General features: G+C 54.5%; 12 protein-coding genes. 7 read left to right on the top strand and 5 right to left on the bottom strand.

All coding sequences use genetic code 11. The annotated features are described in order from the left end of the window. Window positions 1–236 precede the first annotated feature (236 nt). From hslO to RAC90_RS15575, 4 genes are read right to left on the bottom strand one after another with little or no spacing between them, the layout of a single operon-like run. Window positions 237–1,103: an Hsp33 family molecular chaperone HslO gene (gene hslO, locus RAC90_RS15590; protein WP_006121009.1), complete on the bottom strand. Its 867-nt coding sequence runs from the start codon at window positions 1,101–1,103 to the stop codon at window positions 237–239. 46 nt (window positions 1,104–1,149) lie between these two features. Beyond that, window positions 1,150–1,551, bottom strand: a complete 402-nt coding sequence (gene hslR / locus RAC90_RS15585) for a ribosome-associated heat shock protein Hsp15 (protein WP_006121008.1) — start codon at window positions 1,549–1,551, stop codon at window positions 1,150–1,152. Next, window positions 1,548–2,213, bottom strand: coding sequence for a GMP/IMP nucleotidase (gene yrfG, locus RAC90_RS15580; RefSeq protein ID WP_375124554.1), 666 nt, complete (start codon window positions 2,211–2,213; stop codon window positions 1,548–1,550). Before yrfG ends, hslR begins: the two co-directional genes overlap by 4 nt. 57 nt (window positions 2,214–2,270) lie before the next feature. Then, window positions 2,271–4,406, bottom strand: coding sequence for an intracellular growth attenuator family protein (locus RAC90_RS15575; RefSeq protein ID WP_039342672.1), 2,136 nt, complete (start codon window positions 4,404–4,406; stop codon window positions 2,271–2,273). A gap of 387 nt (window positions 4,407–4,793) precedes the next feature. Here RAC90_RS15575 and nudE point away from each other — a divergent pair, with 387 nt between their 5' ends. Beyond that, window positions 4,794–5,360, top strand: coding sequence for an ADP compounds hydrolase NudE (nudE, locus tag RAC90_RS15570; protein WP_006121006.1), 567 nt, complete (start codon window positions 4,794–4,796; stop codon window positions 5,358–5,360). Window positions 5,361–5,422: 62 nt separating this feature from the next. Here the strand turns inward: nudE and mrcA are convergent, their stop codons facing one another. Continuing rightward, complete coding sequence (gene mrcA / locus RAC90_RS15565; RefSeq protein ID WP_375124527.1) at window positions 5,423–7,975, bottom strand: peptidoglycan glycosyltransferase/peptidoglycan DD-transpeptidase MrcA; 2,553 nt, start codon at window positions 7,973–7,975, stop codon at window positions 5,423–5,425. 116 nt (window positions 7,976–8,091) lie between these two features. On the opposite strand from mrcA, the gene pilM reads away from it, so the two are divergent. The 6 genes from pilM to aroK all read left to right on the top strand — a co-directional run bounded on the left by pilM (window position 8,092) and on the right by aroK (window position 12,395). After that, the gene (gene pilM, locus RAC90_RS15560; RefSeq protein ID WP_375124526.1) at window positions 8,092–8,898 is read left to right on the top strand and encodes a pilus assembly protein PilM; all 807 of its coding nucleotides are present in this window, start codon (window positions 8,092–8,094) and stop codon (window positions 8,896–8,898) included. Then, window positions 8,898–9,440, top strand: coding sequence for a PilN domain-containing protein (locus RAC90_RS15555; protein ID WP_375124525.1), 543 nt, complete (start codon window positions 8,898–8,900; stop codon window positions 9,438–9,440). Before pilM ends, RAC90_RS15555 begins: the two co-directional genes overlap by 1 nt. Then, complete coding sequence (gene gspM, locus RAC90_RS15550) at window positions 9,433–9,921, top strand: type II secretion system protein GspM (protein ID WP_172913555.1); 489 nt, start codon at window positions 9,433–9,435, stop codon at window positions 9,919–9,921. The genes RAC90_RS15555 and gspM overlap by 8 nt, the downstream gene beginning before the upstream one ends. Beyond that, complete coding sequence (locus tag RAC90_RS15545; protein ID WP_375124524.1) at window positions 9,908–10,303, top strand: HofP DNA utilization family protein; 396 nt, start codon at window positions 9,908–9,910, stop codon at window positions 10,301–10,303. The genes gspM and RAC90_RS15545 overlap by 14 nt, the downstream gene beginning before the upstream one ends. After that, entirely contained in the window at window positions 10,239–11,510 is a 1,272-nt protein-coding gene (gene hofQ / locus RAC90_RS15540) for a DNA uptake porin HofQ (RefSeq protein WP_375124523.1), read from the top strand. The genes RAC90_RS15545 and hofQ overlap by 65 nt, the downstream gene beginning before the upstream one ends. A gap of 363 nt (window positions 11,511–11,873) precedes the next feature. Continuing rightward, window positions 11,874–12,395: a shikimate kinase AroK gene (aroK, locus tag RAC90_RS15535; protein WP_033741572.1), complete on the top strand. Its 522-nt coding sequence runs from the start codon at window positions 11,874–11,876 to the stop codon at window positions 12,393–12,395. The last annotated feature ends 26 nt before the right edge of the window (window positions 12,396–12,421 follow it).

Raw genomic sequence — 12,421 nt, 5'->3', positions numbered from 1 at the left:
GTTTGGGATCGTGTCGGTCAAAGGCCGCCCGGTCAGGCGAGGAGACAGATCGCGCGCAGTGTACTCTACTGAGTCTGAGGGGGAAGGTATGTTCTTTTAAAAATGCGACTCAGGGCGCGTTAAGGTCGTGTTTCGAACGTTTTTAAGATGTTAAGAAAGTAAAAAAAGATAATTTATCAAGTAAATTAAGGGCATAGCAAAGCAGAGGTGAGGGCGGCAGAACCGCCCTGGTCGGATCAGTGAAGACGGTTGCTGTTTTCCACGGAGTTGCTGCGGATACCGGCAATATCGACAGCATCGAAAACATAATGCGATCCGCAATAGTCGCAATGCATATCGATTTTGCCGTCTTCGGCAATAATCTCATCGACTTCTTCCTGCGGCAGCGTTTTCAGGACCTCGCCGCAACGTTCGCGCGAGCAGGTACATTTGTAGATCACCGGCTGGGGATCGTAAACGGTCACTTCTTCCTGATGGTACAGTCGCCAGAGCACATCAGTTGCCGGCAGGTCGATCAATTCTTCTGTTTTAATCGTCTCTGTCAACGTAGCGAGATGGTCGAAATCCTCTTTATCCGTGTCCTGCGCGGGCAGAACCTGTAACAGAATCCCGGCGGCGCCTGCATCGCTGGTGCGGATAAACAGTCGGGTTGGCAGCTGTTCTGAACGCATGAAGTAATCTTCCAGGCATTCGCTCAGCGTGTCACCTTCCAGACCGACCACGCCCTGATAGCGCTCACCTTTTTCTGGCGTAATCGTAATCACCAGATAGCCATTGCCTACCATGCTCTTAAGCGTGCTGTCGTCAGGGATCTCGCCTTTCATTCGCGCGACACCGCGTAATTCCTGCTGATTATTCCCATTGATCACGGCCAGCGTCAGCGGACCATCGCCCTGCAACTGCACGGTGATCTCACCATCAAATTTCAGCGTCGCGGTAAGCAGGCTGGTTGCCACCAGTAACTCACCCAGCAGGGTTTGCACAGCGGGTGGATAATCGTGGTTTTTAATGGTTTCACGCCAGGTGTTTGAAACGTTGACCAGTTCGCCGCGAACAGCAGCATTTTCAAACAGATAACGGCGCAGTTGATCGTTTACAGACATAATTTTTCTCTCTTTGGGCGGGCGGTGAGCGGCATCAAGGCCTGTCTTACTCATCACCCGATAACTTAAATTTCATCAAATCGCGGCGCTCTTTTTTGTCAGGCCGGCGATCGGGATGGGGCATAGTCAGCGCATTCATTTTGCGCGCCAGCGCCATTTTTTCGCGCTTCTCAATGCTGGCGTCCGTTTCACGATAAAGCTGCTGCGCTTCACTGGCCGGACGCCGTTGTTCGCTGATCCCGGTAATTACGACGGTACGTTCATCATTGCCCTGGCGCAGGGTTAGCTCCGCATCACGTTCAACCAGCTTACTTGGTTTGCTGCGCTGACCATTGTAATGAACCTTACCGCCTTCAATCATCTCGCGCGCAATGGAACGGGTTTTATAGAACCGCGCCGCCCAAAGCCATTTATCAAGACGAACACCGTCTTCAGATTTTTCTTTCATAGCTGCTCCCAGGCCTGGATCACTGTGCGGTAATGGCTTATTGCATAGTGACGCTGAAAGGGTTGTTCGGGACGACCGGAATCAGGATTACGGATGCCTAAACACCAGCCGATTCCCCAGGATTTAGCGACATCAAGAAGGATTTCGTTGTCATCAATGAACAATGTTCGTGATGCATCAAAGCCCGTGTGTTGCGCGACCGCCTGCCACAAACGTTGATCTTCTTTCGGATAGCCAAAGGTATGGGTGGAAAGTAATAAATCAAGGTGTGGTGCTAAACCTATTTGTCGTCGTTTAACGTCCAGATTCCAGGGATGCGCATTGGTCAGCAGAATAGTGCGCTTACCTGTGCGCCGCAGCATCTGCAGAAAAGGCAGCGTATCGGGCCGTAAGCGGACGCGATGACGGTGTGCCCAGAGCATCGCGTGGATATCCAGTTGCAGGGCCTCTGACCAGTAGTCCAGACAATACCAGTTTAGCGTATGGGACACGGCCTGATATTTTTCTTCCATCAACTGCCGCGCGTGTTCGACAGGGATGCCCCGATGCGCGCTCAGCGCATCCGGCACCTGCTCCCGCCAAAAGACGCGGTCAAACGCCAGATCCAGTAACGTGCCGTCCATATCCAACAGCACGGTATCAATATCAGAACCGTTACACATCATGGCGGATTTACCCATTGCCTTTTCGCGCCACAGGGTAGCACAGTTGCAGGCCGGTCAGAATACGGAGCGCACGCCCTGTATAGTGCTGAGGGAAGGGTTAAAGCACGTGTCGTAGTATTGCTGAATCGCGAGCATACGCTGACGATTCAGATGCATACGACGCAGCGCCAGCAGGCCGTTAGTCAGGCCACAGGCCAGGAGCACGATTAACAGCAAGGCGGCACCGAGATAGCGCCATTTTGCCATCGCATCAGGTTCATTATGCAGGGCGATATGGCGCGTGCCGTTGGCATCTGTGTAGATGTTCGTGATGATGCCCGTCGCGCTGAACGGCGTGTGCAACAGCAGTGAGGACAGACGTTGCAGCTCCTGCCATTGTGAGGCCGCATCCAGATCAAACAAGGGAACCGCGGGCTGAGGCTGGTTGACTAACTGGTGCCCTTCGTCGCTGACAATCACAAACCCGCCCGGCGGTGGGCTGTTGAGATTTTCTGTGGCACGACGCGTTTCACGATAAAAGAAGGTCGACGTCGCGGTGTGCACCAGATTTTCCAGCGCTTCCGCGCTGACAGGGCGCAGCAGGACATTCATCCCGTTAAGTTGACCGGAATCGGCGCGGCTGACTAATGTGTCCCAGTCTTTGGCATTGCCCAAATTCACCAACGCGTTTTTAAGCCGAACACAGTCCTGTGCCTGGCTGCACAGCGCCTGCGTTTTCAATACCAGATCGGAAAAGTCATCCAGCAAAATCATGCCTGATTTCTGAATCGCAGACGCTAACTGCGGATTCAGTTTGGGGTCCGTATTGGTTTCGGGATGCAGCTGTTTTGTGGTGGTTTCCAGAAGCGCGGAGGCTTTCTCAATAATATCTGAGTGAGGCAGTGGCAGAGGCGTAGCGTTATTCCAGTAGATCTGCGAGCAGTCGAACGGCATGTAGATATAAGTGCGATTGCTTTGATAATTGCCCGGCACGGCACACATGCCGGTCCCGGTAACCTTCAGGCTATCACCCACTTTCAAATCTTCACGACTCAGTTGATTGACGCTACTGACATCAAGGCTGTCAGTACCTTTTACCCATGCAAGGCTGAGCTTGATGGGCATACTGAGCGGTATCCAGGTGAGTAAGAAGGCCAGAACAATAAAAGCACCGCAGGCCAGAACGACATTTTTCCGCCAGCGCTGAAGCGGAAAGTTTTTTACCTCGTCCTGCAAAGAAAGAAAACGGCCCTGACGCACCACCTGACGGTTAAGATAAATTTCGACGTCTGTAACCTGCCCCAGGTCGTGTGCGACGTAAGGCTGCCAGTGCGCAGGATAAATCAGGTCGATAATCCCCAGCGTGATGTTGCTCTGCTCTTGATTGGACTCGCCAAATAAGCCCCAGCGTTTTGGCGCGCCGCGCAGGCAGTGGATCTCACGCAGACCATTTTCACCGGGAATCCGGTACATTAACCACAGACTTGCGGCGACCATCGCGCTGGCAATTACCACCAGCCAGATCATCAGACTTGTGGGTAATAACAAACCAATAAAAAACATCATCAACGCAAACGAGATGATAACGGCCTCGCGCGTGCCATCCGGGCGGGACAGTCGATACTCTTCCAGGGTTTCTTTGCGCACCCGAACTAACTCAACGTTTTCGCTTTCGGCCTTACGGATAGAGGCATTTGTGGATGCCGGACGTATCAGATTAGGCAGTGACTGCTGATCAATCGCGTAATCCACCAGCGAGTGGCCGTTTAACGAAATGATGAGTGGGATCGATTGCGTACGGATCAACTCAACGTAATTTTCATCGGTGATGTACTGTTCCCACAGCGGCGGCAAATGGACTTCAACTTCATCCAGATAGTAGCGCCACTTATGCGGATCGTCGGTGGAAAGCCCATAGCGGGTAATCGCGCGGGTAACCGGATAAACATTGTTGCTCTGGGCGGTCAGCACCAGCTTTTCGTGCCGACGACGGGATTCACCAGGGCTGAGAATACGGGGTTGTTTTTCCAGGGCGGCAAGATACTGCTCTACGGCTCTGCGCTCTCTTTCAGTCAGTTTACGGCAGGGCGGGCTGATGAATGGCAACGGTTTCGCCAACGGCGGCCTGCGCCGCATAGCGTACCAAAATCCAATACCTGCCAGAATTGAACAGGTTAGCACTAAGGCCAATATAATAATTATTGTGCTCATGCTTTGCTCAATTCAGCCAAAATACTGCCTTCACTTTAGACTTACGTCCCCAGACGCGCCCCTGATTTCAGGCGATTGATGGGAGGTTAAACAACTCTGACAAGTTTAACAACAAACAAAATTGTACTGTAAATCATTTGATTAGGCGTTATTACAGCACACAGTGCCAGAATAGTAACTATCATGCACATAGTATTGTATCGGCATTGTCTGAATTTTGAAGGCAGATATTGACTAACGCAAATTTTTTGTGCCCGAAATAGAGCCGTTATTGCATAGAGAAAACGTGGGCTGCGTAACCGGATGACGTCATTGAGTCGCACAATGCTCCACGGTTAGGTATGCTAATTCGCTACGGAGTGCTGGCGCAGCAAGTTTGAGGCTGATATGAAAAAGTCGTTAAAAAAACCTGACATCCTCAATGTAGAAACCGTAGCACGTTCACGGTTGTTTACTGTCGAAGCGGTCGACCTGGCCTTCAGCAATGGCGCCCGGCGCATTTATGAACGCATGAAACCGTCGGAACGCGAGGCAGTCATGATTGTGCCCATCATTGATGATCATCTGATTCTGATCGAAGAGTATGCCGTGGGCCTGGAAAGCTATGAACTGGGCTTTCCAAAAGGCTTAATCGATCCGGGTGAAACGGTCAATCAGGCGGCCGACCGTGAACTGAAAGAGGAAGCGGGATTCGGGGCTGGCCAGTTGACTTTGCTGGGTAAACTGACGATGGCACCGTCCTATTTTTCCAGCAAGATGAACATCGTGGTTGCAGAAGGGCTTTACCAGGAGAAGCTGGAAGGGGATGAGCCTGAGCCGCTGGTGGTCCACCGTTGGCCGTTAAGCAACATGCTGGCGTTACTGCAGGAGCCTGATTTCCGCGAAGCGCGCAACGTCAGTGCGTTGTTTATGGTGCGTGAGTGGCTGGTGAAGCAGGGCCGTCTGCATTACTGATTGAGCACCAGATTTCCGGGCGGTAAAAAGCGGAGAGGCGGCCAGGCCGCCTCTCACGTTTATCAGAACAGTTCGTGACTTTCGCCATTGTCCATGATGGTCGTGCCTGCATCATGAACCGAATATTCGGTTGGCTGTGTTCCGTTGATAAAGTACTCCTGACGTGTGTTTCCTCCGCCATTGGCCAGCTTGCCCGTACTGCGGTCAATGGTCACGGTAACAATGCCCTCAGGCGGCGTTAACGGCTGAACAGGTACACCTTCAAGGGCCACTTTCATAAAGTCATCCCATGCAGGCTGTGCACTCTTCGCCCCGCCTTCATAGCCCGAAATCTGATCGGGAATGGCACCAGAAAGCGTACTGCGACCCAGATCGCGACGCGCATCATCGAAGCCGATCCACACCGAGGTCACCACGCCCGGGCCGTAACCCGAGAACCAGGCATCTTTGGAGCTGTTAGTCGTCCCTGTTTTCCCGCCGATATCATTACGTTTCAGGTCGCGTCCGGCACGCCAGCCGGTCCCCATCCAGCCTGGCTCACCAAAAATATTACTGTTCAGCGCGCTTTTGATCAGGAAGGACAGCGGTGTGTTAATCACGTGCGGCGCATACTGCTGCTCGCCACCCTGCTGAGGCTGGGCGGGCACTTGCTCCAGCTCAGGCTGCGGCACGGCTTGATTTTGCTGTGGGGCGGACGGGGCAACGTTCTCAACGCTTTCCGCATTCAGCGCCAGCGCTTTTTTGGTTTCACCGTAGATCACCGGTAAGTTGCACTGCGGACAGGCAATTCTGGGTTTCTCTTCGAAAACGGTCTGTCCCTGTTCATTTTCGATCTTACTGATGAAATAAGGATCGATCAGGAAGCCGCCGTTAGCCATGACCGAATAGCCCCGCACGACCTGCAGCGGTGTGAACGACGCGGCACCCAGGGCCAGCGATTCGGTATGCACAATATTCTGTGCCGGGAAGCCAAAACGCTGGAGATACTCTGCGGCGTAATCCACGCCCATTGCACGCATGGCACGAACCATAACAACGTTTTTAGACTGCCCCAGGCCCTGACGCAGACGAATCGGACCATCGTAAGTGGGCGGAGAGTTCTTTGGACGCCAGTCCGCACCGGCACCGGCATCCCAGCGAGAAATCGGTACGTCGTTCAGAATGGAGGCCAGCGTTAACCCGCGATCCATCGCCGCGGTATACAGGAACGGCTTGATGTTTGAACCCACCTGGCGCAGCGCCTGAGTCGCGCGGTTAAACATGCTCTGGTTGAAGTCAAAGCCCCCGACCAGTGCGCGAACCGCACCGTTATTAGGGTCCAGTGAAACCAGGGCCGAGTTCACATCCGGTACCTGGCCCAGCCACCATGTATCGCCGACCTGGCGTACCCAGATCTGCTGGCCCGGCTGAAGCACCTGTGCAATGCTTTTGGGTGTCGGTCCCTGCACTGTGTCCGATTTAAAGGCACGCGCCCAGCGCACGCCCGCCATCGTCAGTGACACATTGCTGCCATCCTTCATCATGACGGTGGCTTCGTCACTCTGGACATGCGTTACGACGGCCGGATGAAGCGGCCCGTACAGAGGCAGATTTTTTAATGCTTTAACAATCTGCGTTTGCCCCCAGGCTGGCTCGCCGACTTTCCACAGCACGCTGGTAGGGCCACGATAGCCGTGACGCATATCGTAGGCGATGACGTTGTTCTGCACGGCTTCCTGCGCGGATTCCTGCAGACGGCGCGTCACGGTGGTGTAAACCTTGTAACCATCGGTATACGCATTATCGCCATAGCGTTTCACCATTTCCTGGCGCACCATCTCGGTCAGATAGGGCGCGGAGAAGACGATTTTCGGGCCATGATAGCTGGCGACCAGCGGCGCATTACGTGCTTCATCATATTGCTGCTGGGTGATGTATTTCTGGTCCAGCATACGAGCCAGCACCACATTGCGCCGGGCGACAGCACGACTGTGGGAATACAGCGGGTTAAAGGTTGACGGGGCTTTCGGCAGCCCGGCGATGGTCGCCATTTCACTCAACGACAGCTCGCCAACGGGTTTGCCAAAATACACCTGCGAGGCTGCGCCAACGCCATAAGCCCGGTAGCCGAGATAGATTTTATTCAGGTAAAGCTCAAGAATTTCGTCTTTATTCAGCAACTGCTCAATGCGAATCGCCAGAAAGGCTTCCTTTACCTTACGCATCAGGGAGCGTTCCGGACTGAGGAAAAAGTTACGCGCCAGTTGCTGTGTGATGGTACTGGCCCCCTGGGACGCATGGCCTGAAACCAGCGCGACGCTGGCGGCACGGAAAATCCCGATGGGATCCACACCGTGATGCTCATAGAAGCGGCTGTCTTCCGTCGCAATAAACGCATGGACCATGTCAGGTGGAACCTGCTGCAGGCTAAGCGGAATACGGCGCATTTCACCATACTGGGCGATAAGATCGCCGTCGGCGCTGTAAACCTGCATAGGGGTTTGCAAACGCACATCTTTCAGTGTGTTAACGTCGGGTAACTGGGGCTCTATATATTTGTACAAACCATAAATCGAGCCAGCTCCCAGCAAGGTGCAACACACTGCAAGGATTAATAAATACTTTACGAACTTCACCTGAGATTTCCCATCTGTTGTCGTTTGGGCAGTTTATAAGCAACCGCGCAGTAGTATAAAGGCAAGCCAGACGCTTTGATATGTCCATTTTTCCGGACGATAAGGAGATCGCGCGCATGGCTTTTCACACCTGGCAAATTGGACTGGATATTCAGAACCGGCAGTGCTGTGCCCTTGCCATCCTGCGTCGTCGCCGGGGTTGGCAATTATGCCACTGGTGGCAGCAACGGCTGCCGCAAGATACGTTAAGAAACGGTGTGCTGCAATCTTCCCCTGCATTGCTGTCTGTATTAAGCCAGTGGCGTAAGGTGTTACCACGGCGCTATACGTTACGGGTCTGTCTTCCCGCGCACCTGGCACTACAGCAACCGCTTTCTCTGCCTGATCCGCCCTTAAAAGAACCCGCACTGGGCCGCTTTGTCCGGGCATCCGCTCAGCGTCTTTTCCCGGTGGACGCCAGTGAACTGGCCCTGGATTACCGTGTCGATACCAACCTGGAACGGCTATGCGTCACGGCTGCACGGCGGGATGTCGTTACGCAGTGGCGGACACCGCTGGAGCAGGCCGGCCTTAAATGCTCTGTGTTTGAACTGGCGACGAACGCACTCAACATCGTCGCAGAACAGGCGCAACTGGCTGCGGGAAGTGTAGTGGTTTTACGCCAGGATGCACGTTACCTGTGGAGCGATGGCGTCAACGCCGCACTTTTTGCCGGAGAGGGCGGTTTTGACGCGCTACGTGAGCAGGCTTTTCCCCACGCGACGTCGCTTTATTATTGTGATGCCGATAACGCATTGCCGCCGGCTGACACGGTGCCGTTCTCTCCCCTGCAAACATTTCGCTATCAGCAGCCACCTTTGCCCGCGCATCCGGGGGCCTTCGTCCTGGCCGCCGGGCTGGCGTTGCGGAAAGAGGATTGCTGATGGTCGCTGTGAACCTTCTTCCCTGGCGGCACTGGCGCTGGCAGCGTCAACGGCGTCAGAGCTTACGTATGCTGGCTGTCACATCAGGACTGGTCGTGCTGCTGGTGGCAGGGCCTTGCTGGCGGGATCATAAGGCGCTCAGACGGGTTCAGCGTCAGCATGTCGGCCTCAGTCATGCCCTTAAGGCCGCTGAACAGCAGGTGGTGCAGCAACAGCGACTGCTGAAACAACTGGATGAGGCGCAGCAGCGCCGCCACTGGCTGCACCAGCAGAGCAGGCAGTTTCACGTCTGGCAGCAACTCTGGCTTGCGTTGCCTGCTTTGCTGCCTGACGGGCTGTGGTTAACGCGACTGGATAAACGGGAAACGTCGTTACAACTGGAGGGCAAAGCGCAGCATATGCAGGAGATTCGCGCCTTTCGTCAGCGCTTAAGCGATGTGGCGCTGTTTTCACAGATCAAACAAGGCAATGTGCAACGCCAGCCCGAAGGGGAGTATCGCTTCGTCTTGCATATTCGCCTTAAGGAGGCGACTAGTGAGTAGCCTTACCGGGCACTGGATGCGGTTAGCTCCACCGCTGCGTTATGGCAGCCTGTTGGCGGGCGCGGTCTGCCTGCTGTGTGTGGCCTGGTGGACCGTGCTACAGCCGCAAAAACGGGTGCTGGCTGATGCCAGGCATCAATGCGTGCAGCAGCAGGCGCACCTGCAACAGCTGCAGCGACAGTTTGCCCGCTATCCCGCCCTTGCTGTTTTACAGGCACAACTTCAGCAGATTCAGATGGAAAAGCCAGCCGCGTCATCGACGCTGGAGGCGATCATCGCAGAACGGGGTGCAGCGCTTGAGCAGTGGCTGCCCGATGAACAGCCTCGAGCCCTCACTTTCCATCTGCAATGGGCCCAGTTTCCGCCGTTGTTTTCTGCGCTTTCAACGTCTGCAACGGCGTTTCCTGATCGCTTTCAGTTAACCGCTCATTCTGACTATCTGGTGGCGCAACTCTGGCTGGACGCTGATGAAACCCATTAGTGTTGTTCTGCTGTTACTCAGCTGTGGCGCTGGCGTTGCGCAGACACGGGATCCGTTTCGTCCTCTTCCTGGCGCGGCCTGCCTGGCGGAGGTTGAACCTCTCAGCGAATGGCGTTTGCAGGGCATCATTGGTCGTGCTCCCCGGTTTCAGGGCTGGCTACTGACGCCACAGGGCAAATCCGTCCACGTCTTGAGCGACCAGCCTTTTCCGTTGTTCCCCTGGCAAACCCTCCGGTTTACTTCCCGTTCGCTTCAGCTATTTATTCCGGGCAGTTGCCCGGCCCAACGTTTCACGTTTCATCTCAAAGGACGCCTGCATGATAAGGATAGCGATTCTGACCCTCCTGCTGTTTTGCCAGATCCCCGCTCACGCCAGCCCTGATGAGGGCCTGAGTCTCGCGTTTGATGATGCGCCGATTGAGCGCATTTTACAGGCGCTGGCTGATCACCAGCAGATCAACCTGATGATCTCCCCTGAGGTTAACGGAACGCTGTCACTGCGGCTGGACAACGTCTCCTGGCAACAGGCACTGTCGCTGGTCGCGCGGATGGCGCAACTGACTGTGCTCGAAGAAGATAACGTTCTGCTGGTTTATCCCGAGCGTTGGCAGCAGCAGCGGCGCGAAGCAGAAAAGGTACAACAGGCGGAAGCGCGTCAGCAGCGTCCTTTAATGCAGCGCAGGATCAACCTGCTCTATGCCAGTGCCAGTGAGGTGCACCGCAGCCTGCAAGGGGAACGCCAGTCGCTTATGACATCGCGCGGGAGCGCCTCTGTGGACACGCGCACCAACAGCCTGTTGCTACGCGACATTGAACCGGCGCTGCAAGACACGGAGCGCTGGATTCAGGCGCTGGATGTGCCGCTGGAACAGGTTGAGCTGGCGGCCCATATCGTGACGATTAGTGAAGAGAATCTGCATGAGCTGGGCGTCAACTGGCGACTGTCTGAGGATAGTGAAAGCCTCAGCCGGGCTTTACATCACCCGCTTCTGGCTATTCCCCTGGGGCTGACCTCGCCCGCTGTTTCGCTGGGCGTCACGTTGTCGCGGACAGGCGGCAGAGTGCTGGATCTGGAGCTCAGTGCGCTGGAGCAGGAAAACCAGGTTGAAATCATCGCCAGCCCGCGGCTTTTTACGTCGCATCAGCAAACCGCGTCGATTAAACAGGGCACCGAAATCCCTTATGAAGTCTCAGCCGGTAACAGCGGCGCAACCAGTATCGAATTCAAAGAAGCGGTGCTGGGCATGGAAGTCACGCCCACCGTTTTAGGCAATGGCCGCATTCAGTTGAAAATACGTATCAGCCAGAACGTGCCGGGGCGCGTGGTTCAGACCAGCGCCTCGCAGGTGCTGTCGATTGATAAGCAGGAAATGGAAACGCAGGTGACGGTTAACGACGGGCAAACACTGGCCCTGGGCGGTATTTTCCATCAGCAGCGCACTCAGGGACAAACGCAGGTGCCGTTACTTGGCCGTCTGCCTGTCGTGGGGGGATTATTCCGCCAGCAGGCTGAAGAACATAAAAAACGCGAGCTGGTGATCTTCATGACGCCGCGATTGGTCAGGGAAGCAGCGCTTACGGCACGATAAAACGGAAAATGTGCCCTTAAAGTTTAACTGCGTTGACGCAGGACAGGAATTAGCTTACAAGGTTTAGCGATTTTTAACACGTTGTAAGCGTCTGAGTTGGAAGAACCCGGCAAGCAGATGAGCGAATTCCTCTGTACGCAGTCATGTCACAACGCTTTACTGACGCCTTACAGTTTCGCGAACAACAGGCCAATTCAGAAATGGATGTGCTGTAAGCAATATAATCGGTTGCCAAACAGCCTTGAGTGTTGAGATAATTTTTCGTCTGACTCTTGCTAACGCTCATGAGGTCTCAGTTCCTGTCCCGCCAGTAAAATGCTGAAAGCGGGGTATCATTAACGAATTCTTAGTAATACCGACAAAATGGCAGAGAAACGCAATATCTTTCTGGTTGGGCCGATGGGTGCCGGCAAAAGCACTATTGGCCGTCAGTTGGCTCAGCAACTCAATATGGAGTTCTTCGATTCCGATCAGGAAATTGAGCGACGCACCGGAGCGGATGTGGGCTGGGTTTTTGACGTTGAAGGCGAAGCTGGCTTCCGCGATCGTGAAGAAAAAATCATCAATGAACTGACCGAGAAGCAGGGCATCGTCCTGGCGACCGGCGGTGGCTCCGTAAAATCCCGGGAAACACGTAATCGTCTCTCCGCCCGCGGCGTCGTGGTTTATCTTGAAACCACTATTGAGAAACAACTGGCACGTACGCAGCGTGACAAAAAACGCCCCTTACTGCAGGTCGAGTCGCCACCGCGTGAAGTACTTGAAGCGCTGGCCGCTGAACGCAACCCGCTGTATGAAGAGATCGCCGATGTTACCATCCGCACTGACGATCAAAGTGCAAAAGTGGTGGCGAATCAGATTATCCACATGTTGGAAAAAAGTTGATCCAACGTTTGAAAGCTCTTTGACAG

The sequence above is a fragment of the Pantoea sp. CS_6 genome (assembly GCF_041954745.1).
Classification (GTDB): Bacteria; Pseudomonadota; Gammaproteobacteria; order Enterobacterales; family Enterobacteriaceae; genus Pantoea; species Pantoea stewartii.
Note: the sequence above shows the minus strand (reverse complement) of the source record. Positions and strands in the feature narration are given on the sequence as shown.